Raw genomic sequence first — 22,519 nt, 5'->3', positions numbered from 1 at the left:
CATACTGCTGCCCATGCACCGGTCCCTTTCGTGAGCGCTCCCGGGCGCTGTGCGCGGGGGCCCGGTCCCGCCGTCAGCGCCCCAGGGGGAGGTTCCGTGTCGACCAGCAGCGTGTCGCCGCCTGCCGCGGAGCGCCGGACGGCCTGGGCCGAGGGGCTGGACGAGCTGCGTGCCGCGGCGACGACCGAGCCGGGCCGGCTGCGGGTGATCGGTGCCGTACTGGCCCTGCTGGTCGTGCTGTTCGGTGCGGTCACGGCCTGGCAGGTGTCGGACCGGGCGGCGGCCGCGGACGATGTGGTGGAGCACAGCCAGCCGCTGACGGCGGACGCGGCGAGCATCTACCGTTCGCTGGCGGATGCCGATACGACCGCCGCGGCGGGCTTCCTGGCCGGTGGCGAGGAGGGCAGGGCGACGCGTGACCGGTATGCCGCCGATATCGCGACGGCGTCCTCCTTGCTGGTCAAGGCGTCGGCGAACAGCGCGGGTTCGGACGGGGCGGGCGCGCAGATCGCGAAGCTCAACGGCGGGCTGCCGCGCTATACGGGGCTGGTGGAGACGGCGCGGGCCAACAACCGGCAGGGGCTGCCGCTGGGCGGTGCGTATCTGCGCTATGCGCATGAGCAGATGCGGACGGAACTTCTCCCGGCCGCACGGGCGTTGTACGACGCGGAGACGGACCGGCTGGCCGCGGACTACTCCACGGCCAAGGCGTGGCCGTGGTGGGCGCTGGCATCCGGGGTGGTGGCGCTCGGTGCGCTGGGGTGGGCGCAGCGGCGGCACTTCCGGCGGACCAACCGGGTGTTCAACCGGGGCCTGTTGGCCGCGACGGCGGCGTCCGTGGTGGTGCTGATGTGGCTGGTGGCGGGGCATGCGGTGGCGCGTGGGGGGCTGACCGGGTCGTATGAGCACGGGGCGCGGTCGCTGCGGGTGCTCAACGAGGCGCGGATCGATGCGCTGCGGGCGCGGGGGAACGAGAATCTGACGCTGGTGGCGCGGGGTGCGGTGCTGACCGACGGGCGGCAGGATTTCTACGAGGCCGGTTTCCGCTCGGGGATGACGGATCTGGCGGGGGCGGGTGAGCGCGGTGCGGCGCCGGCGGCGAGCAGGCTGGGGGCGGCGCTGGCGCTGGCGGACGACGAGGCGGGGCGGCGTCCGGTGCGGGATGCGCTGGCGCAGGTCCGGCGGTGGCAGGCGCGGCATGCGCAGGCGCGGGCGGCGGACGACAGGGGTGATTACGACCGGGCGCTGGACGGGGTGATCGGCGCGAAGGGGTCCACCGGGGAGTCCTTCGACCGGGTGGCCTCCGGGCTGCAGCGGGCGCTGGTGCATGAGCAGGCGGAGTTCCGGTCGGCGGCGGACGGGGGGCGTGCGGCGCTGGGCGGACTGCCGGTGGGGGCCGGGGTGCTGGCGGGGCTGGCGGCGGTGGGCGCGGTGCTGGGGATCGGGCGCAGGCTGGCGGAGTACCGGTGAGGGAGCCGGGTGAGGGGGACATGAGGATGCGCGCGCGAGGGCTGTTGGATCTGCGTGCCGTCCTGGCGCCGGTCGCGGCGGGGATGTGTGTGATGGCGGCGGCCGCGGCGGTGCTGGTGCCGTCGCTGGGCGGTGGCGCCGGGGAGGACGGGCCCGGTCGTGGTGGTGCGGCCGCGCCGGCGGTGACGCACCGGGCGTACGGGCCGGGGGCCCGGCCGGCCGTCACGAAGTGCACGGCGCGCAACGCCGCGGAGAGTCTGCGGCCGTCGCCGGACGACGGTGCGGCGGTGTCACGGATCAAGGAGAAGGGGCAGTTGGTCGTCGGGGTCGACCAGAACACCTACCGGTGGGGGTACCGCAATCCGGCGACCGGCGAGCTGGAGGGCTTCGACATCGAGCTGGCGCGGGCGGTCGCCGAGGACATCCTGGGGCCGCACCCCAAGGTGGTCTTCAAGGCGGTGCCGACCAGTCAGCGGATTCCGGCGCTGCAGCGGCGCACGGTCGACATGGTGGTGCGGACGATGACGATCAACTGTGCGCGGAAGGACCAGGTGGCGTTCTCCACGGCGTATTTCCAGGCGGGGCAGCAGGTGCTGGCCCCGAAGGCGTCGAAGGTCACGGCGTTCGACGATTCGCTGCGCGGCAAGCGGGTGTGCACGGCGGCGGGTTCGACGGGCGAGAGCGAGCTGTCGGCGCGGCGGCACGGCGCGAAGGTGCTGACGGTGCCCAATCAACTCGACTGTCTGGTGCGGCTGCAGCTGGGTGAGGCGGATGCGGTGGTCACGGACAATGCGCTGGCCGCGGCGCAGGCGGCGCAGGATCCGGCGGTGGAGCTGAAGGGCAAGCCGTTCACGGACGAGCCGTACGGCGTGGCGATGAACAAGGACGACACGGATCTGGTGCGGCGGGTCAACAAGGTCCTGGACGACTACCGGGGCGACGGGGGCGCGGAAAGCCGCTGGATGCGGGCGTACCGCACGTGGCTGGAGGACGACCTGCCGGGCATATCGGGGCCGCCGTCGCCGGAGTACAGCGACTGATCGCCCCAAGGAGCGGTGTGCACGGCTGATCGCCCCATGGAAGGGCCGGATGAGGTCACTATGGAGGAGGAAGCGGGAGGAGCAGACCGCAGCGGCCACGGGGTCGCCGCAACCGCCGTGCATCGTACGCGTATTGGAGAGGTGATCGATGGGGGTCCCTGGACCCTTCCCCGGTTCTCCGGGGAGGCCCGATGCCCCGGTGCTGGACCGGGAGGAGGTGGATCGCGCCCTTGCGCGGCTCGGTGCCGAGTACGAGGCGATCGAGACATCCCTGCTCGCGTTGCAGGATCACGCGGGGCGCCGGCTGCTGGAGGGCGCCGAGCTGTCCGGCACCACCAAGGAACGCTGGGCCGCCGCGGAGCGGTCGATCACGGTGCTGTGGTCGCTGTTCGATGCGTACACGGCCGCGCTGGAGGCGGCGCGTGAGCTGCGGGAGCGGCGCCGCTGGCCGTCCGCGGAGGATCTGGCGGAGCTGACGGAGCTGCTGCACGGCGAGGGGGTGACGGTACCGGGCGCGGCCGCGGCGGACGGTGGTCCGGAGGGCGGCCCGGCCCAAAGGGGCGAGCGGTTCAGTCTGGAGGGGCTCGTCGAGCGGATGAACGGGCTGTACGCGCGGTCGCTGGATGTGATCGTGGCGGCCGATGCGGTCTGGTCGGCGCTGCCGGCCCGGATAGATCTGCTGTCGGCCGAGTTGCAGCGGACGCGTTCGCTGGCGCATTCGGTGGGGGTGCGGCCCGGGGAGCATCCGGCGGGTGACGATCTGGAGCGGATCACCAAGGAGCTGCTGCGGCTGCGGGAGCGGGTGATCGCGGATCCGCTGGCGTTCTGGGTGTCGTCGTCGACGGGGAGTTCGGCGCCGGGCGGGGGCCGGCCGGACACCGGGCGCTATGACCGTGCGGCGCGGGCGCTGGAGGAGATCCGGCGGGAGGTGGCGGCGGTGCTGGATGTGCGGCAGGACGCGGAGCGGCGGCTGATGCAGCTGCGGGACGTGCTGTCGCGGGCGGACCGCACGCTGACCGAGGCGCGGCAGGCCCGTGGCGAGGTGCTGGCGAAGATCGCCGCGTCGGAGGTGCCGGCGGTCAGCGGCCCGTCGACGGCGCTGCACGAGCAGTTGGCGGCGGCGGCCGATTACCGCAGGCGGGCGCAGTGGCACCGGCTCTCGCCGCTGCTGGACAGTCTGGAGGAGCGGGCGGAGGACGAACTCCACCGGGCCCGCGAATCGTTGACGGCGGTGACCGCGCCGCTCGCGGTGCGCGCCGAGCTGCGGGGCAGGCTGGACGCGTACCGGGCGAAGGTCGCGCGCCACGGCATGGCGGAGGATCCGCTGCTGACGGAGCGGTACGACCTGGCGCGGCGGATGCTGTGGAGCGCGCCGTGCGATCTGCGGGCGGCCGAGCAGGCGGTGTGGCGTTATCAGCAGGCGGCGGCGGAGGCGTTGGTTCCGCCGCAGCCGGAGGGGCGGGGGGAGTGGTGACGGAGCAGGCCGACGAGCGCTGCCAGCGGCGGGACTGTGCGGGCAGTTACGAGGATGTCGGCGGCGGTGAGCGGTACTGCGATCTGTGCGGTCTGGCGCCGGTGGTCTCACCGGGCGGTCTGCTGTCGTCGCCGCCCACGGGCCTGACGGGCCGGGCTTCGGCGGGTGTGACGGCCGCGCGGGAGGCGGCCGGAGCGTTGCTGACGGTACCCTCCCCCGCCCCCGGTTCGGGCGGCAGTGGGCCGTCCGGGCCCGGTTCCGGCGGCAGTGGGCCGTCGGGCCGCTCCTCGCCGTCGGGCCGCTCGTCGCCGTCGCGGCGGTCGGTGTCCGGACGGCTCTCGCGCGCGGGGTCGGGCGGGGCCCGGACGCGCGGGGTGTCGGCGGTGTCGGTGCACGGCTCGGGCAGCGGTGCGTCCTCCGGGCCGTCGCGCGGGCGGCTGGGCGCGGGCCTGGTGGCGGTGCCGGAGGTGCCGCGGCCCGATCCGCGGACGGCGGTGCTGGAGGATCCGGAGGTCCCCGAGCGCAAGCGGTTCTGCAGCCGTGCGGACTGCGGGGCGCCGGTGGGCCGGGCGCGTGGTGAACAGCCGGGCCGTACGGAAGGGTTCTGCACCAAGTGCGGCCATCCGTACAGCTTCGTTCCCAAGCTGCGGCCCGGTGACATGGTGCACGACCAGTACGAGGTCGTGGGGTGTCTGGCGCACGGCGGGCTCGGCTGGATCTATCTGGCGACCGACCGTGCGGTCTCCGACCGGTGGGTGGTGCTCAAGGGGCTGCTGGACACCGGCGACGAGGAGGCGCTGGCGGTGGCGGTGTCCGAGCGGCGCTTCCTCGCCGAGATCGAACACGCCAACATCGTGCGGATCTACAACTTCGTGGAGCATCTCGACCGGACGACGGGCAGTCTCGACGGCTACATCGTCATGGAGTACGTCGGCGGCAAATCGCTCAAGGACCTCGCCAACGACCGGCGCACCCCGCAGGGCCGGCGCGATCCGCTGCCCGTCGAGCAGGCCTGCGCGTACGGCATCGAGGCACTGGAGGCGCTCGGCCATCTGCACAGCCGCGGCTACCTCTACTGCGACTTCAAGGTCGACAACGCCATCCAGCAGCACGACCAGCTCAAGCTGATCGACATGGGCGCGGTGCGCCGGATGGACGACCACGTGAGCCCGATCTACGGCACGATCGGCTACCAGGCGCCCGAGATCGCCGCTGTGGGCCCGTCGGTCTCCTCCGACCTCTACACCGTCGCGCGCACCCTCGCCGTCCTCACCTTCGACTTCCAGGGCTATACGAACATCTTCGCGGACTCGCTGCCCGATCCGGACAACATCGAGGTGTTCCGCACCTACGAGTCGTTCTACCGGCTGCTGGTGCGGGCCACGGACCCGGACCGGGCGCGCCGGTTCGCCTCCGCGGAGGAGATGGCCGAGCAGCTGACGGGGGTGCTGCGGGAGGTGGTGGCGCTCCAGTCGGGCGAGCCGCGGCCCGCGCTGTCGACCCTCTTCGGGCCCGAACTCCGGGTGACCGACACGGAGTTGATGCCTCCGGCGGACGGCGACAGTTCGCTGCTGGGCGCCCGGGGGCCGGCCCCGGCCCGCACGGCGGAACGGGCGTCCGGCGGTCCGCTGCTGCGCCCCCTGGACGTCGCGGGCGCCGCCCTCGCGCTGCCGGTGCCGCGGGTGGACCCGGGTGACCCCAACGCCGGGCTGCTGGCCGGGCTGCCGGCCGCCGGGCCCGCCGAGCTGCTGGGTGCGCTGCGCGCCGCGCCCGCCGACTCCCTGGAGCTCCGGCTGCGGGAGCTGCGCGCCCGTCTGGAGGCGGGGGACGTCGCGGCGGCACGGGAGGTGCTGGAGGCGATCGCGGCGGAGCCCGCCGGGCCGTGGCCCGCCGCGGGGCGGGGCGGCGGCGAACCCGCCACGTGGGGCGCGGACTGGCGGGTGGTGTGGCATCGCGGCCTGGTGTCGCTGACGGCCGACGACCGCGAGAGCGCCGCGCTGGCCTTCGACGCGGTCTACGACGCCTTTCCCGGTGAACCGGCGCCGAAGCTGGCGCTGGGCATCTGCGCGGAGCTGCTGGGCCAGTGGGACAACGCGATGGAGTACTACCGCCTGGTGTGGGCGACCGACCGCAGTTATGTCGGCGCCGCGTTCGGGCTGGCCCGGGTGCGGCTGGCGACGGGCGACCGCGGCGGCGCGGTCGAGGTGCTGGAGTCCGTACCGGAGTCGTCCATCCACTACATCGCGGCGCGGAGCGCGGCGGTCCGCGCCCGGCTGCGGGAGCGGCCGCCCCGCGATCCGCTGCTGGCAGATCTGCGGGCGGCCGCCGAACAGGTCGAGGCGCTCGCGGACTTCGGTCTGGACACCGAGCGCCGGGAACAACTCGCCACCGAGGTACTGGGCAGCGCCCTGGACTGGGTACTCTCCGGTAGCCACGGTGCCGGTCCGGACGGCGCAGCGACCGCTTCCGAGCGGCCGGCGCTGCTCGGAAGCCCGCTGGACGAGCGCGGTCTGCGCTTCGGGCTGGAGCAGTCGTACCGTCTGCTGGCGCGGCTGGCACAGCGTGGTGAGAAAAGGATCGAACTGGTGGAACGGGCCAACCGCTTCCGCCCCAGGACGTGGGTGTGACATGGGTGTGACTGGGCCGTCCCGGTGTCCGGGCTGTGACGAACCGCTCGACGCGAAGGACAATTTCTGCGGGCGGTGCGGCGCCGATCTCCTGCCGCCCGCCGCACCGCCGGCGTTCGGCGCCCCGGCCGCGCCCGGCGCTTCCGCCGTGCCGCCCCCGCCGCCCGCGCCACCGATGCCTCCCGGTCCGCCGCCGGCGCCCGCACCGGCCGGGCCGGCCGGGCCGCCGCCCCCGGACCCGCAGGCCCGGCTCCCGTACGGGGACGCCGGTGCGCCGCCGATGCCGGGCCACGCCCCGCCGGTGCCCGGCCATGCGGTGGCCGACACCCCGCCGCCCGCCGACCCGCGCGTCGCCGGATACGAGGCGGTCGCCGACGCGGCCGCCGCCGGGGCCGCCGCCGGGACCGGTGTGTCCTCCGGTGTGCCCGCCGCGGAGCCCGTGGCGCCGGGCGCGGAACCCGTGGCGCCCGCCCCGGAGCCCGTCCCGGAGCCCGCCGCCGAGACCGTGGCGCCCGCCGCGGCGGAAGGCCCGTCCGGCACCGCCGTCACCGACGGCACGCCCGCCCGGGGCACCGCCGTCTGCACCGCCTGCCGGTCCGGGGCCGTGGACGCCGAGGGCTACTGCGCGCACTGCGGTCACGCCCGGCCCCGCCCCCGCGACCACATGGAGTGCGAGGTGGGGGGCATCGCGGCGGTCAGCGACCGCGGCCACCGGCACCACCGCAACGAGGACTTCTTCGCGCTGCGTGCCGCCACGCTGCCGGACGGCACCCCCGCCGTGGTCGCCGTGGTCTGCGACGGTGTCTCCTCGGCGACCCGCCCGGACGAGGCGTCCTCGGCGGCGTCCGAGGCCGCCGGGGAGGCGCTGCAGACGTCCCTGCCGCGCGGTACCCACCCCGCGCAGGCCATGCACGAGGCCATCCTGGCGGCCTCCTCGGCCGTCGACGCACTCGCCTCCGACCCGTCCCTGGTCCATGACGAGCACCGCCAGCAGAACGCCCCGGCCTGCACCTTCGTCGGTGCGGTGGTCGGCGGCGGCCTGCTGACCGTCGGCTGGGTCGGCGACAGCCGCGCCTACTGGATCCCCAACGACCGTACGGCGCCGCCCGCCCGGCTCACCGAGGACGACTCCTGGGCCGCCCAGATGGTCGCCAACAACCTGATGTCCGAGGCCGAGGCGAACGCCGACGAGCGGGCCCACGCCATCACGGGCTGGCTCGGCGCGGACGCGTACGAGGTCGAGCCGCACACCGCGACGTTCAAGCCGGACGGGCCCGGGGTCGTGGTGGTGTGCACCGACGGGCTGTGGAACTACGCCGAGAGCGCGGAGCAGATGGCCGCGGTGCTGCCGTACGACGCCCCCGCCCGGCCGCTGAACGGCGCCCGCACCCTGGTCACCCACGCCCTCGACGGCGGCGGGCACGACAACGTCACCGTGGCGCTGGTGCCGTTCCCCGCGCCGGCGGGGCAGCCGGCACCGGCCTGACGGGCTCACCGCCGAAGAGCGTGGGCGGGGGTGCGCGGCACGGCGCGCCCCCGCCCGTACGCCCCCTCATGCGCCATGCGCCATGCGCCATGCGCCATGTACGACGCACCACGTGTACCGACCGACCGGTTACGGCGTCTCAAGGAGCGGAACGGATGGCCAACTTCGCCAAGTCCCGGGTGCCGCGTTTCTCCACCGAGGTGTACCAGAACCCCTATCTCCCCGAGGGCGGGCGGGAGGTCCACGCCATCGTCACGGTCACCGCGACCGGCGGCGGAACGACCGGGGGCCGTCCGGTGCCGGGGGCGGGTACCGGCGGGCCGGACGCCGGCGTGGTGATCATGGTGGACTGCTCCGGGTCGATGGACCATCCGCCGGTGAAGCTGCGCGGCGCCCGGGAGGCGACGGCCGCCGCCCTCGACACCCTGCGCGACGGTGTCGGCTTCGCGGTGGTGGCCGGAACCCACCGGGCCGTCGAGGTCTACCCCGGAGGCGGCCGGCTGGCGGCGGCCGGGGCGGCCACCCGCGCCCAGGCGAAGGAGGCGCTGCGCACACTGACCGCGGGCGGCGGCACCGCCATCGGCAGCTGGCTGCGGCTGACCGGCCGGCTGCTGTCGTCCGCCGGGGCCGGCATCCGGCACGCCATCCTGCTCACCGACGGCCGCAACGAGCACGAGTCGCCGCGAGAGCTGCGGGACGCCCTGGACGCCTGCTCCGGGTCGTTCACCTGCGATGCCCGCGGTGTCGGCACGGACTGGGAGGTCAAGGAGGTCACCGCCATCGCCTCGGCGCTGCTGGGCACCGCCGACATCGTCGCCGATCCGGCCGGTCTGACCGCCGACTTCACGCGGATGATGGAGGCGGCGATGGGCAAGGAGGTCGCCGATGTCGGCCTGCGGCTGTGGACGCCGCTGGGCGCCGAGACCGTCTTCGTCAAGCAAGTGGCGCCCACCGTAGAGGACTTGACCGGCCGGCGCCGGGAGTCCGGTCCGCGGTCGGCGGACTATCCGACCGGGTCCTGGGGCGACGAGTCCCGCGACTACCACCTGTGCCTGCGCGTCCCGGCCGCGGAAATCGGGCAGGAAATGCTGGCCGGCCGGGTCTCGTTGATCTTTTCCGCCCCGGACGGCGATCCCGCGCAGAGCCCGCCCCGGCCCCTGCCGCAGGGCCTCGTACGGGCCTTGTGGACGGACGATGTGGCCGCTTCCACCGCGATCAACCCACAGGTGGCGCACTACACGGGCCAGGCAGAACTGGCGCAAGCCATCCAACAGGGGCTCGATGCCCGCAAGTCGGGCGATATCGACGGTGCCACGGAGAAACTGGGCCGCGCGGTACAACTGGCCGGAGCCTCGGGGAACGAGGAGACTGCGAAACTCCTTGCGAAGGTGGTGGACGTCGTCGATACGGCGACCGGTACTGTGCGACTGAAGGCGAAGGTCGCCGAGGCGGACGAGATGACTCTCGAAACGCGCTCGACGAAAACCGTTCGCGTGAAGAAATAGCCACGATCAGTACCGAGCAGCACGACCGAAAGAAATCGGTACGGAGGGGGAAGAACCGACATGCCTACCTGCCCGAGCGGCCACCAGTCGGTGGCCGAAGACTGGTGCGAGGTGTGCGGCCAGCGGATGGCGGGCGCTGTCCCCCCGCCGCCCTCCCTGCCTGCAGGATTCCTGAACGCACCGCCGCCCGGTCAGCCCACCGGCCAGCCCGGACCGCCGCCCGGACAGCCCGGACCGCCGCAGGGCCAGCCCGGTCCGCCGCCCGGACAGCCCGGACCGCCCCCCGGTGGTCCCGGCCCCGGCTTCGGTGGCCCCGGTGGCCCCGACTCCCAGGGCGGCCAGGGCGGCTATGGCTTCCCGCCCCCGCCCCCGCAGCCCGGCCCCGGCGCGCCCGGCCCCGGCACCCAGGGCGGCCAGGGCGGTTACGGCTTCCCGCCGCCCGCACCCGGCCCTGACTCCCAGGGCGGCCAGGGCGGATACGGCTTCCCGCCCCCGCAGCCCCAGCCCCCGCAGGGCGGCCCCGGCCCGTCCGGCCAGCCCGAGACCTGCCCGCAGTGCGGTACGCCGCGTGAGGCGATGGCGCCGTTCTGTGAGGGCTGCCGCTACAACTTCCTCACCAACTCCCCGACGTCCTACGCCCCGCCGCCCGGCGCCCCCGGTCCCGGCACGCAGGGCGGCCAGGGCGGCTACGGCTTCCCGCCGCCCGCACCCGGCCCGCAGGGCGGTCCCCAGCAGGGCGGTCCGCCGCAGGGCGGCCAGGGCGGTTACGGCTTCCCGCCGCCGCAGCCCCAGCAGCCCCAGCCCCCGCAGCAGCAGGGCATGCAGCCCGGCGGCCCCGGCCCCGGCGGGTTCCCCGACCAGCCCGGACCCGGCGGCTTCCCGCCCGGCCCGCCCCCCGGCATGCCCGGACCCGGTCCGCAGGGCGGCCCGCCGCCGCAGCAGGGCGGCGACGACTGGACGCTGAACCCGCCGAGCGCCCAGGCCGCTCCCCCGCCGATGGCGCCCGCGCCGCCCGGCCCCGGTCCGCAGGCCCCGTACGAGCAGCAGCAGCCGCCCGCGCCGTTCCCGCCGCAGCAGCCGGGACCGTACGAGCAGCAGCCGCCCTTCGAGCAGCAGCAACAGCAGCCCCCGTACGAGCAGCAGCCCGGCCCGTACGAGCAGCAGCAGATGCCGCCGCAGCAGCAGCCCGGCCCGGACCAGCAGTGGAACGGCGGCCCCGGCCAGGGTCCCGCGGCACCGCCGCAGGGTCCGCCGCCGGTCGTCGGTGCCGGCTGGGTGGTGGCGGTCGCGCCGGACCGTGAGTACTTCATGGCGATGATGGGGCGCAGCGGCCCGGAGGCGGCGGGCCTCAACCTGCCCTCGTACTCCCCCGAGCAGGTGCTCCCGCTGAACGGCCAGATCGCGGTCGGCCGCCGCCGCAACAGCACCGGCGAGTCCCCGGACATCGACCTGGGCAGTGCGCCGGAGGACCCGGGCGTCTCGCACCAGCACGCGCTGCTGGTGCAGCAGCAGGACGGCAGCTGGGCGGTGGTGGACCAGAACTCCACCAACGGCACGACGATCAACCTCGCCGAGGACCCGATCCAGCCATATGTGCCGGTGCCGCTCCATGAGGGCGACCGGGTGCATGTCGGTGCCTGGACGACGCTGACCGTCCGCCGCGGCTGAGCAGCCACCGGTCGTACGCGACCCCGGGGCGTGATCAACCGATCACGCCCCGGGGTCATTTCCGGCCGCGGCCTACGACCGAAGTCCTCCGCCGGGACGTCTGCCACCATGGACGGGTGAACAAGATTCCACGCGGCACGCTCGAGGAGCAGACCTTCTACGAACAGGTCGGAGGCGAGGAGACCTTCCGGCGCCTGGTGCACCGCTTCTACCAGGGAGTCGCCGAGGACCCGCTGCTGCGGCCGATGTACCCGGAGGAGGACCTGGGTCCGGCCGAGGAGCGGCTTGCGCTCTTCCTCATGCAGTACTGGGGCGGCCCCCGCACGTACAGCGACGGCCGCGGTCACCCCCGGCTGCGGATGCGGCACGCCCCGTTCACCGTCGACCGGGCCGCCCACGACGCCTGGCTGCGGCACATGCGGGACGCGGTGGACTCCCTCGGCCTGTCCGAGAAGCACGAGACACAGCTGTGGAACTACCTCACCTACGCCGCCGCCTCGATGGTCAACGCCGCGGACTGAGGAACGCCTCACACCGCCCCGCGCCTTCGCCGTCATGATCCGGCCAGGGTTATCCACAGCCCCCTCCGCCCGCGCCGCTCGTCTGACACCATTCGTTCATCTGTGTGGTGCTGAGCGCGGTAAGGGGGATCCGTGTCCGGCTTTGTCTTTCTGCGGGTGCGTGCGCACCGTCTGCTGCTGGCCGCTGCCCTGCTCTCGGTGCTGCTCACCACGACCGTGCTGACGACGCTCGCGGCCTTCTCCGGCGCGATCGGGGACGCGGGGCTGCGGCAGGCGCTGCGGACCCGCGCCGCGGCGGCCGCCGCGTTACAGGTGAAGGCGCAACTTCCGCCCGGGGCACGGGATGCGGCGGACCGGGCGGTCGCCCGGGGCGCCCGGCGGGCCTTCGACGGGCTGCCGTTCACGGTGCACACACTGGTCCGCTCCGGGCCGTATGCGCTCCCCCGCACGCTGCGGGCGCCGGACACCCGCAAGGGTGAGCCGGACCTCACCCACCTCGCGGCCCTGGACCGCTCCCGTCTGACCCTCACCGCCGGCCACTGGCCCGGCCCGGCCGCGCACGGCCGGCTGTCGGTCGCGCTGCCGGAGGCCGCGGCGGCCCGGCTGGGGGTCGGGCCCGGCCGCCGGTTCACCCTCGACAACCGGCTGTCCGGCCCCGCCCGTCTGGCGGTCGAGGTCACCGGCGTCTACCGGCCCAAGGACCGCGCCGACCCGTACTGGAAGCTCGACGACCTCGGCGGGCGCGGGGTGCGTACCGCCGGCTTCACCACGTACGGGCCGCTGCTCACCGATCCGGCGGCGTTCCGCGGCGGGTCGCCGGCCCAGGACTCGGTGGGCTGGCTCGCCACCGCCGACTTCCGCTCCCTGACCGCGGACCGGCTGGCCGCACTGGCCGCCGCGGCCGGTCCGGCGCCCAAAGCGCTGATGGCCGATCCGGCGTTCGCGGGCCGGGCCACCGTCACCAGCGATCTGCCCGCCGCGCTGGGGCAGTTGCAGCGGGCGCTGCTGGTGAACCGTTCGACGGTACTGATCGTCGCGCTGCAGCTGATCCTGCTGGCGGGCTATGCGCTGCTGCTGGTCGCCCGGATGCTGAGTGCCGAGCGGACCGGCGAGACGGCGCTGCTGCGGGCCCGCGGCGGGTCCCGGTGGCGGATCGCGGGGCTGGCCCTGGCCGAGTCGCTGCTGCTGGCGGCCCCGGCCGCGGTCGGCGCGCCGCTGCTGACCGGACCGCTGAGGCAACTGCTGGCCGGCCAGGGCGCCCTGGCCCGTATCGGACTGCCGCTGGACACCGGGCTGACCGTGCCGGTCTGGCTGACCGGCCTCGGCGTGGCGCTGGGCTGCGCCCTCGCGGTGGCCGCGCCCGCGCTGCTGCGGACCGGGGCGGACGGCCCGCGGAGGCGGCGGGCGCGGCCCGGTGCCACGGGGGTCTCCTCTCCTCGCACGGGGCTGAAGACCTGGGGAAGGACCGGGGCGGACCTCGGGCTGCTGGTGATCGCCGGGGTCGCCTACTGGCAGCTCCAGCGGCAGACGGCGGGCGGCGACGGGACCGGCAGCGGGGTACTGACCGGGGACTCCGCCGGCCAACTGGGCATCGATCCGGTGCTGGTGGCCGCCCCGGCGCTGGCGCTGCTCGCCGGTACGGTGCTGACGCTGCGGCTGCTTCCGCTCGCCGCCCGGATCACCGAGCGGGGCGCGGCCGGCGGCCGGGGGCTGGCGGCGGCGCTGGCCGGCTGGCAGATCAGCCGCCGTCCCCTGCGCGGCGCCGGCCCCGTGCTGCTGCTGGTGCTGGCCACGGCCCTGGGCATGCTGGCGATCGGCCAGGGCGCGTCCTGGGACCGTTCGCAGGACGACCAGGCCGACTTCCGCGCGGGCGCGGCGGTACGTGTACTCGCGGGCCGGACACCGCCGTTGGGCCAGGGCGGCGCGTATGCGGCGGTGCCGGGGGTGGCCGCGGCGCTGCCCGTCGGGCAGGCCGGTCTGGAGCTGTCGGACGGCCGGTCCTCCTCGCTGCTCGCGCTGGACGCCCGGCGGTCGGCGGGGGCCCTGCTGCTGCGCGGCGACCTGGTGGGCGGCGGCGCGGACGGCCCGAGGGGCCGGGCGGCGGACGGTGTGCTGCGCGCGGTGGCACCGGACCACGGGCCCCCGGTGGGGGTGCAACTGCCGCCGGACAGCGACCGGTTACGGCTGACCGCCGCACTGCGCTCGCTGCGGGCACTGCCGCCCGCCCCAGGGCAGCAGTCCCCCGGCCGGCAGGCCGCCGGGCGCGACACCGGGCCGGTGCCTGCGACCCTCTCCGCCCTCGTCACCGACCGCCACGGCATCCCGTACACCGTGCCGCTCGGCCCGCTCGCGGCCGACGGCGCACCGCACACCCTCAGCGCGGACCTCGGCGCCGCGGCCGGCGCCCCGGCGGGCCGCCCGGCCGGTCCGCTGCGGCTGACCGGTCTGCTCGTCGACACGGACCAGTCGCCGGTCTCGCACCGTCAGCGGCTCACCGTCACTGCCGTGGAGGCCGCCACCGGCCACGGCCCGTCCCGGTCCCTCACCGCTCCCGCCGCCCTCGCCTGGAAGGCGCGGATCACCGATGAGAGCAGCTCCGTGGGCGGGCCGTCCGGGCCCAGGGCGGGCCGGTCCCAGGTCCCCGACGGCGGGCTGCTGTCCCAGACGTACGACACCGGCGCCAGGCTGGACGACTGGGGGGCCGCGGTGACCACGGTGCGGATCACCGCCGCGCACCCCGTGCGTCCGCCGCTCGCCGCCGTCGCCACCGAGGCGTATCTGCGCGACAGCGGATCGCGCACCGGCTCCCTCGTCGAGGTGCCGGTCAACGGCAGTCCGCTGAAGGCCCGGATCGTCCGGGCGGTGCGGGCGCTGCCGGGGCCGGCGGACGCGCCGAACACCGGCGGACTGCTGGTCGACCTCGGTGCCGTCAACGAGGCGCTGTCCGATCGCGGCGCGCTGCCGCTGACCGCCACCGAGTGGTGGCTGCGCCCTGCGCCGGGTGCGTCGGCCGAGGTCATCGAGGCGCTGCGGGCCCGCCCCGACACCGACCCGGGCCAGGTGCTGGTCCGTGACGAGATCGCCGGGCAGCTGCACGACGATCCGCTGGGGCTCGGCCCGCAGAGCGCGCTGACCGCGGCGGCCGCGGTCGCGGTGGCCCTGGCGGCGGTCGGCTTCGCCGTCAGTGCCGCCGGGTCGGTCCGCGAACGGGCCCGGGAATTCGCCGTGTTGCGGGCCCTGGGGGCGCCGCGCCCGCAGCTGGCCCGGATGATCGTCGCCGAGCAGGGCGTCCTGATCGCGCTGGCGCTGGGCGTCGGTGCGGCGCTGGGGACGGCGCTGACCCGGGCGGTCGTCCCGCTGATCGTGCTGACCGAGCAGGCGGGCCGCCCGGTGCCGCCGGTGCTGGTGGAGCTGCCGCCGGGGCCGGTGGCCGCGCTGCTCGCGGCGGTCGCGGCGGTGCCGCTGCTGGTCGTCGCGGCCATCGGGCTGCGCCGCGGCGATCCGGTGCGGGCCCTGCGCAGCCAAGGAGTGCAGTGAGATGACAAGGCATGCCGTGGGGCCGGTCCGGTGGGGTGAGCGCCGGTGACGGCACGGAACGGGAGGAGCCGGCCGCGTCCGGCGCGCGCGGCGGCGCTGGCCCTGGGCGCGCTGGTGCTGGTCACCGCGTTCCTCGCGGCGGCGTTCCCGCGAGGGGTGGCGGCGTACGAGACGCGGGGGGTGCGCCATGCGCTCGGCTCGGTGCCGGCCGGCCAGCGGACGGTGGAGGTCACCGTCTCGCGTACGGACGTGACCGGCGGCGACCCCGCGGCCGCCTATGCCGCGGGGGAGCTGGCCCGCCAGGACCGGGCGATCCGGGGCAGGTTCCGCGCCCCGCTGCGGATCGCCGGGGGCGAGTCCCAGCACGGCGTACGCACCACCAAGCCGTTGTCCGCACAGGACGCCTGGCTGCCCCGGCCCGAAGGCGTCGCTCCCGGCCTCTCGCTCTACGCGGCCGCCGGGCTCGGCGACCGTGCCACGCTCGCCGAGGGCCGGCTGCCGCACGGCGCGGCCCCCGGGAAGCGCACCCTGGAGGCGGCGGTCACCGTCGCCACCGCACGCGCCCTCGCCCTGCATGTCGGCAGCGAACTCCATCTGGAGGGCCTGACCGTACGGATCTCCGGGCTGCTCACCCCACGCGCCCCGGACAGCGCGTACTGGGCCGTGGACCCGCTGATGACTGCCGCCCGCCAGGACGTGACGCCGGGCCTTCCGCCGCACCGGTTCTGGCGTGCCGGGCTGCTGCTGTCGCCGCAGGACGCCCCGGCGCTGCTGTCCACCGGCGGCGAGCCGGAGAAGTTCTGGCGCTACCCGCTCGACACCCGCGCGCTGACCGCCCGGGACGCTCCGCTGCTGCGGGACCGGCTGGTCTCCCTCGAACACGGCGCGGCGCTCGCCCGGTTGCGCGCGGTGGCGGGCAGCGGTGCGCTGGCCGACAGCGCGGTGGACGGGCTGCTGGACTCCTTCGCGCGGACGCGGACGGCGGTCGCGCCGGTCATCGCGGTGGCCGCGTACGGCATCGGCACCGTCGCGGGGGTGGTGCTGCTGATGACCGCCGGGCTGACCGCGGCGCGCCGGCAGGACGAACTGGCCCTGCTGCGGGCCCGTGGTGCGTCGCTGGCCGGGCTGGCCGGGCGGCTGGCAACGGAGACCGGGGCGGTGGCACTGCCCGCGGCCGCGGCCGGGGGCGGTCTGGCGCTGCTGCTGGTGCCCGGGGAGGGGGCGTCGCCCTCACTGCTGGCGGCGGCCGGGGCCGGGCTGCTGGGGACGCTCGCGCTGCCGTTGCGGGCGGTCGTCGCGCACCGTCGTCCGCGTCCCGTGGAGCGCGCCGACGCGGCGGGCGCCCGTCCCTCCCGGCGCCGTACGGTCGCCGAACTGACCGTGCTGGTACTGGCGATGGGCGCGGTGCTCGCGCTGCGGGGCCGCAGCACGGCGACGGGCGGGGTGGACGCCCTGGTCAGCGCCGCCCCCGTGCTGGTCGGGGTGATCGCCGCGCTGGTCCTGATGCGCCTCTACCCGCTCCCGCTGCGGCTGGCGGCCCGCCCCGCCGCCCGCACCGCCGGGCTGACCGGCTTTCTGTCGCTGGCCCGCGCGGGCCGCACCCCGGGCACCGCCGGACTGCCGCTGCTGGCCCTGGTGGTGGCGCTGACCACGGCGTCCTTCGGCGGCTCGGTGCTGGCCGGGGTCGCCTCGGCACGGGACCGTGCGGCGCTGACCGCGGTCGGCGCCGAGGCCCGGATCTCGGCCGGCAAACCGCTCCCCGAGGAGTTGCGGCGGGCGGTCGGCAAGGTGCCGGGCGTCGTGGATGCGGTACCGCTGCGCATCGACGTCCAGGCCGCCGACGACAACGGGCCGCCCCTCTACCTGGTCATCGCCGACGCCGAGGCGTACTCCCGGCTCTCGCGGGCCACCGGCCTGGGCGCGTTCGCCGCGCGGGACCTGGCCGACCCCGGCGGCGACCGGCCGCTGCCCGCGCTGGTGTCCCCCCGTTTCCTCACCCGCTTCGGGCACGCACCGATGGCCCTGCAGCCGGAGTTCGGCCAGCTCGTCATCCGCCCTGAGACCGTACGCGCCGACACCCCCGCCCAGCCCGGCGGCGACTTCGTCGTCATCGACGCCGGGAGCGTCGCCCGCCGTTACCCGGACACCTACCGCGACCCCGCCACCGGGCCCTCCACCCTCCTGCTGTCCGGCCGCTCCCTGGACACCGGGGCGCTGCGCTCCGCCGTGCGCGCCCACACCCCGGCGTCGCTGCCCGTCCGGCTGGCGCTGCGCTCCGCCGTACGCGCCGAGTTCGCCGACTCGCCCCTCCAGCAGGGCGCGGTACGCCTCTACACCGCCGCGGTCGCGGCCGGCGCCGGCTTCGCCCTGCTCGCCCTGTTCCTGTCCCTCCTCCAGTCCGCCCCGGAGCGCACCCAACTCCTGGCCAGGCTGCGCACGATGGGGCTGCCCCGGGCCCAGGGGCGGCGGCTGCTGGTCCTGGAGGCACTGCCGCAGGCACTCCTCGCGGCCCTCGGCGGCGCCCTGGCCGGCGCCGCCACGATCCGGCTGCTGGGCCCCGGTATGGACCTCACCGCGCTCGCCCTCCCCGGCGCCTCGGGCGGCGGCGCGGCGGGCGCCGTACGACTGCACACCGATCCCGCGTCCCTGCTGCTGCCGTCGGCGGGCGTGGTCGCCCTGGCCCTGGCGGTGGCCCTGGCCCAGGCCTGGCTGAGCGGACGGCGGCGCGAGAGCACCGAGTTGAGAGCGGGGGACACCCGATGACCACACGGCCCGACGGCACACCACCGGACACACCCGTCCCCGGGGCGGCCCCGGCCTCCGCGCCCCGGCCCGCCGCCACCAGCCTGGCCGAGCTGGAGCGGCGCGCGGCCTCCCGGCGCGGGCAGCCCGCCTACGGGCATGACGCGCTGATCGCCTGCGACCGGCTGGTGCGGGTCTTCGCCACCGACGGAGTGGAGGTGCAGGCCCTCCAAGGGCTCGATCTGCTGGTCGCGGAGGGCGAGTTGATGGCGCTGGTGGGCGCGTCCGGCAGCGGCAAATCAACCCTGATGAACATTCTGGCCGGTCTGGACGTGCCGACCGCGGGCGCCGCCACGGTCGCGGGCCGCGATCTGCTGACGATGGACGCCAGGTCCCGCCTCGGCTACCGCCGCGAGGTGGTCGGCTTCGTCTGGCAGCAGACCGCCCGCAATCTGCTGCCCTATCTGACGGCCCTGCAGAACGTGATGCTGCCGATGCAGCTGCGGGGCGGCCGGCGGCGGGCGGCCCGTACGAAGGCGGCCGGGGAGCTGCTCTCCATGCTCTCGCTCGACCACTGCCGGGACCGGCGTCCGCACCAGCTCTCCGGCGGCGAACAGCAGCGCACCGCCATCGCGGTGGCGCTGGCCAACACCCCGTCCGTCCTGCTGGCCGACGAGCCGACCGGCGAGCTCGACTCGCACACCGCCGAGCAGGTCTTCACGGCCTTCCGCACCGCCAACGAGGAGCTCGGCACCACGATCGTGATCGTCACCCATGACCAGGCGGTGGCGAGCGAGGTACGGCGCACGGTCGCGATCCGCGACGGCCGTACGTCCTCGGAGGTGCTGCGGCGCACCGAACGGGACGCCGCAACCGGCCAGGAGTCCCTGGTGGCACGCGAGTACGCGATGCTCGACCGGGCGGGCCGGCTCCAACTGCCGGCCGACTACACCAGCAGCCTGGGCATGGCACACCGCGTCCTGCTGGAGCTGGAGAGCGACCACATCGGGGTGTGGCCGGACCACACGGCGGACGGGGCGGCGCGGGGCGGGGGCCGGGGCGGGGACGTCAGCGAAGGGTCGGACCGGGGCGAGCGCGGGGACGCGGACGGGAGCGGGGACGCGGACGAGGGTCGCTGACCGGCCTCGATGCCGGGGGGCGTCGCCGGGGTGACCGGCGCGCCGAGCGGCCCTCACCGGGCAGCTGCCTCCCCGGCGGCCGTACCGGTCAGACCGGTCAGACCGGTGTCACCGTGAGACCCGACAGCCCGGTCAGCCCCGCCGGGCCGCCGGTCCGTACGGCGATCGACCCGTACGGGGTGCTCAGCCGCAGCCAGCCGCCCGCGGACAGCAGACTGAGCGGCTGAGGCCCGGACTGCGCAGGCCGGGCGCCGGAAGAGGCGCCGCCGCCCGTGAGCGCGCCGGTCCGCACCGGCCGCAGAAAGCCCAGCGACTGCGCGGCATGGGCGGCGCGCAGCGGGAGATGGGTGTCGCCGAGGGTGCGCGACCAGATCTCCCGGCCGATGCGGTCCCGTTCGGTACGGGTGCGGTGCTGCGGCGGCAACGCCTCGTCCCGGGCGCGGAATTCGGCGACCGCGGCGGCCACCGCCCGCACCAGGGCCTCGGGCGCGGGCAGCCCCGGCACCCGCTGCCAGCCGCCGCGCGGCGGCAGCATCCCGGTCCACGGCGGACCGGTGACGGCGGCGGGCACGGTCAGCTCATCCGCCGACCCGTCCACGCCTTCGAGGAGTTCACCGGCGGAGACCGTCCGGTCCAGGCCGGTGTCGTCGGCGAGCCGGGCGGTACGGATCGCCAGCACCTCGAAGGACGGCGGGCGGCCGAAGACGGCGAGCACCCCGCCGCCGGCCTGGAGCCGTACCGCGGCGGCGCGGTCGTAGTGGATCAGGCGGGCGAGGAAGGCGGCGAGATCCGCCGCCTCCCCCGCATCGGCCAGGTGCAGCGCCGTCATACCGCGGCGGATCCCTCCTGGTGCGCGGCGTCATCCAGATACTCCTTGAGGATCGCCTTCTCCTCCGCGGTGAGGCGGCGGGGACGCTCCTCGGTGAAGTTGAACGGGACGACGACGGTCGAGGCCCGCAGGTAGAGGGTGTCCTCGTCCTTGACCTCGTAGCCGACCGTCATCGACGCGGCGCTGATCTTCGTCACCCACAACTCGACGGTCACCGGGGCGTGCCGGTGGACCAGCGGCCGCACATAGTCGATCTCGTGCCGGGCGACCACCGAGCCGCCCGTGAACGACGGGCTGCCGCCCCCCGGCGCCAGCCGGTGCATGAAGTCGATCCGCGCCTCTTCGAGGTAGCGGACGAACACCGCGTTGTTGACATGGCCGAACGCGTCCATGTCCGACCAGCGCAGGGGGCAGGAGTAGAGGTGTCGCACGCCGGTCAGCCCCGGGTGAGCTTCTTGTACGTGGCGCGGTGCGGGCGGGCCGCATCCGCACCGAGGCGCTCGATCTTGTTCTTCTCGTACGAGTCGAAGTTGCCCTCGAACCAGAACCACCGGGATTCGCCCTCGTACGCCAGGATGTGCGTGGCGACGCGGTCGAGGAACCAGCGGTCGTGGGAGACGACCACGGCGCAGCCCGGGAACTCCAGGAGCGCGTTCTCCAGCGACGACAGGGTCTCGACGTCGAGGTCGTTGGTCGGCTCGTCGAGGAGCAGCAGGTTGCCGCCCTGCTTGAGGGTGAGCGCCAGGTTGAGGCGGTTGCGCTCACCGCCGGAGAGCACACCGGCCGGCTTCTGCTGGTCCGGCCCCTTGAAGCCGAAGGCGCTCACGTAGGCACGGGAGGGCATCTCAACCTGACCGACGTTGATGTAGTCCAGCTCGTCGGAGACCACGGCCCACAGGGTCTTCTTGGGGTCGATGTTCTCGCGGCTCTGGTCGACGTAGGAGATCTTGACGGTCTCGCCGACCTTGATGTCGCCGGAGTCCGGGGTTTCCAGGCCCTGCAGCATCTTGAACAGCGTGGTCTTGCCGGCGCCGTTCGGGCCGATGATGCCGACGATGCCGTTACGCGGCAGCGTGAAGCTCAGATCCTCGATCAGGACCTTCTCGCCGAAGGCCTTGTTGAGCTTGTCGACCTCGACGACGACATTGCCCAGACGCGGGCCCGGCGGGATCTGGATCTCCTCGAAGTCCAGCTTCCGCATCTTGTCGGCCTCGGCGGCCATTTCCTCGTAACGGGCCAGTCGCGACTTGGACTTGGCCTGCCGCCCCTTGGCGTTGGAGCGGACCCACTCCAGCTCTTCCTTCAGACGCTTCGCACGCTTGGCGTCCTTCTGGCCCTCGACCTTGAGGCGGGTCTGCTTGGTCTCCAGGTACTTGGAGTAGTTGCCCTCGTAGCCGTGCAGGCGGCCGCGGTCGACCTCGCAGATCCACTGGGCGACGTGGTCGAGGAAGTACCGGTCGTGGGTGACGGCGACGACGGTGCCGGGGTACTTCGCCAGGTGCTGCTCCAGCCACTGCACGGACTCGGCGTCCAGGTGGTTGGTGGGCTCGTCGAGGAGCAGCAGGTCGGGGGCCTCCAGCAGCAGCTTGCACAGCGCGACACGGCGGCGCTCACCACCGGAGAGGGTGGTGACCGGCCAGTCGCCGGGCGGGCAGCCGAGGGCGTCCATGGCCTGTTCGAGCTGGGTGTCCAGGTCCCACGCGTTGGCGTGGTCGAGGTCCTCCTGGAGCTTGCCCATCTCCTCCATGAGCTCGTCGGAGTAGTCGGTCGCCATCAGCTCGGCGACCTCGTTGAAGCGGTGGAGCTTGCCCATGATCTCGGCGGCGCCGTCCTGCACGTTCTGCAGCACGGTCTTCGACTCGTCCAGCGGCGGCTCCTGCAGGAGCATGCCGACGGTGTAGCCCGGGGAGAGGAACGCGTCACCGTTCGACGGCTGCTCAAGCCCGGCCATGATCTTGAGCACCGTGGACTTACCGGCGCCGTTGGGACCCACGACACCGATCTTTGCGCCCGGCAGGAAGCTCAGCGTCACGTCATCGAGGATGACCTTGTCGCCGTGCGCCTTGCGCGCCTTGCGCATCGTGTAGATGTACTCAGCCAAGAGAAACCGTCCGGCAGATTGGATCGATCAGGGTCTGTGCGGCACCGCCCCGGGGCCATCGTGCCTGGCGACCGTGGGAGGGCAGATACACCCCATCTTGCCGTACGCCTGCGCTCAGGCGGAAACGAGTAGGTCAGCACACCCCGCTCCGCACCGACCTGCCACGCCCCGGTGTCCGCTTGATTGCCGTCTGTCAGCGTTGATCACTCGGGAGCGGACCTTCGCCGTGCGTCCGCCGTCATACGTCTGGACCGACATACGTCTGGACCGACATAGGTCTGCCGCGGCAGAAGGGGAAGGGCGAGGCGAGGCCGGGAAGCGGGGGCCGAGGGGCGGGCAGACACCGAGAGGCCGAGCGGACGCCGAAGGCCGGCCCACCT

Annotated in this window: 14 protein-coding genes; 11 read left to right on the top strand and 3 right to left on the bottom strand. The window is 74.9% G+C overall.

What is annotated here, in order from left to right; genetic code table 11:
• Positions 1 to 96 precede the first annotated feature (96 nt).
• From SLV14N_RS26415 to SLV14N_RS26365, 11 genes are all read left to right on the top strand, one after another.
• On the top strand, positions 97 to 1,470 hold the full coding sequence (locus SLV14N_RS26415; RefSeq protein WP_263271359.1) for a hypothetical protein: 1,374 nt from the start codon (positions 97 to 99) through the stop codon (positions 1,468 to 1,470).
• Positions 1,471 to 1,496: 26 nt separating this feature from the next.
• Positions 1,497 to 2,510: a glutamate ABC transporter substrate-binding protein gene (locus SLV14N_RS26410; protein ID WP_263273275.1), complete on the top strand. Its 1,014-nt coding sequence runs from the start codon at positions 1,497 to 1,499 to the stop codon at positions 2,508 to 2,510.
• A gap of 148 nt (positions 2,511 to 2,658) precedes the next feature.
• Positions 2,659 to 3,984: a hypothetical protein gene (locus SLV14N_RS26405; RefSeq protein WP_263271358.1), complete on the top strand. Its 1,326-nt coding sequence runs from the start codon at positions 2,659 to 2,661 to the stop codon at positions 3,982 to 3,984.
• Positions 3,981 to 6,611: a serine/threonine-protein kinase gene (locus tag SLV14N_RS26400; protein WP_263273273.1), complete on the top strand. Its 2,631-nt coding sequence runs from the start codon at positions 3,981 to 3,983 to the stop codon at positions 6,609 to 6,611. The genes SLV14N_RS26405 and SLV14N_RS26400 overlap by 4 nt, the downstream gene beginning before the upstream one ends.
• Position 6,612: 1 nt before the next feature.
• Positions 6,613 to 8,097, top strand: coding sequence for a PP2C family serine/threonine-protein phosphatase (locus SLV14N_RS26395; RefSeq protein ID WP_263271357.1), 1,485 nt, complete (start codon positions 6,613 to 6,615; stop codon positions 8,095 to 8,097).
• 155 nt (positions 8,098 to 8,252) lie between these two features.
• Entirely contained in the window at positions 8,253 to 9,602 is a 1,350-nt protein-coding gene (locus tag SLV14N_RS26390; RefSeq protein WP_263271356.1) for a VWA domain-containing protein, read from the top strand.
• Between the two features lie 60 nt (positions 9,603 to 9,662).
• Positions 9,663 to 11,270: an FHA domain-containing protein gene (locus SLV14N_RS26385; RefSeq protein WP_263271355.1), complete on the top strand. Its 1,608-nt coding sequence runs from the start codon at positions 9,663 to 9,665 to the stop codon at positions 11,268 to 11,270.
• Between the two features lie 116 nt (positions 11,271 to 11,386).
• Complete coding sequence (locus SLV14N_RS26380) at positions 11,387 to 11,791, top strand: globin (protein WP_093643995.1); 405 nt, start codon at positions 11,387 to 11,389, stop codon at positions 11,789 to 11,791.
• Between the two features lie 132 nt (positions 11,792 to 11,923).
• Positions 11,924 to 15,328 carry an ABC transporter permease gene (locus SLV14N_RS26375; protein WP_263271354.1) on the top strand — a complete coding sequence of 1,135 codons (3,405 nt, stop codon included), beginning with the start codon at positions 11,924 to 11,926 and terminating at the stop codon, positions 15,326 to 15,328.
• Positions 15,329 to 15,373: 45 nt separating this feature from the next.
• Entirely contained in the window at positions 15,374 to 18,091 is a 2,718-nt protein-coding gene (locus tag SLV14N_RS26370) for an FtsX-like permease family protein (RefSeq protein ID WP_263271353.1), read from the top strand.
• Positions 18,088 to 19,209, top strand: coding sequence for an ABC transporter ATP-binding protein (locus SLV14N_RS26365; protein ID WP_263271352.1), 1,122 nt, complete (start codon positions 18,088 to 18,090; stop codon positions 19,207 to 19,209). The genes SLV14N_RS26370 and SLV14N_RS26365 overlap by 4 nt, the downstream gene beginning before the upstream one ends.
• Before the next feature lie 97 nt (positions 19,210 to 19,306).
• Here SLV14N_RS26365 and SLV14N_RS26360 read toward each other — a convergent pair whose 3' ends face one another.
• The 3 genes from SLV14N_RS26360 to ettA are packed head-to-tail and all read right to left on the bottom strand — an operon-like array spanning position 19,307 to position 22,139.
• Positions 19,307 to 20,038, bottom strand: coding sequence for a hypothetical protein (locus SLV14N_RS26360; RefSeq protein WP_208684169.1), 732 nt, complete (start codon positions 20,036 to 20,038; stop codon positions 19,307 to 19,309).
• Positions 20,035 to 20,469, bottom strand: coding sequence for a thioesterase family protein (locus tag SLV14N_RS26355; RefSeq protein WP_208684167.1), 435 nt, complete (start codon positions 20,467 to 20,469; stop codon positions 20,035 to 20,037). The genes SLV14N_RS26360 and SLV14N_RS26355 overlap by 4 nt, the downstream gene beginning before the upstream one ends.
• 5 nt (positions 20,470 to 20,474) lie before the next feature.
• Positions 20,475 to 22,139: an energy-dependent translational throttle protein EttA gene (gene ettA, locus SLV14N_RS26350; RefSeq protein WP_263271351.1), complete on the bottom strand. Its 1,665-nt coding sequence runs from the start codon at positions 22,137 to 22,139 to the stop codon at positions 20,475 to 20,477.
• Positions 22,140 to 22,519: the final 380 nt, after the last annotated feature.

It is taken from the genome of Streptomyces sp. Je 1-4 4N24 (assembly GCF_026239515.1).
Classification (GTDB): domain Bacteria; phylum Actinomycetota; class Actinomycetes; order Streptomycetales; family Streptomycetaceae; genus Streptomyces; species Streptomyces nigrescens.
This window is presented reverse-complemented; position numbering and strand designations above follow the sequence as displayed.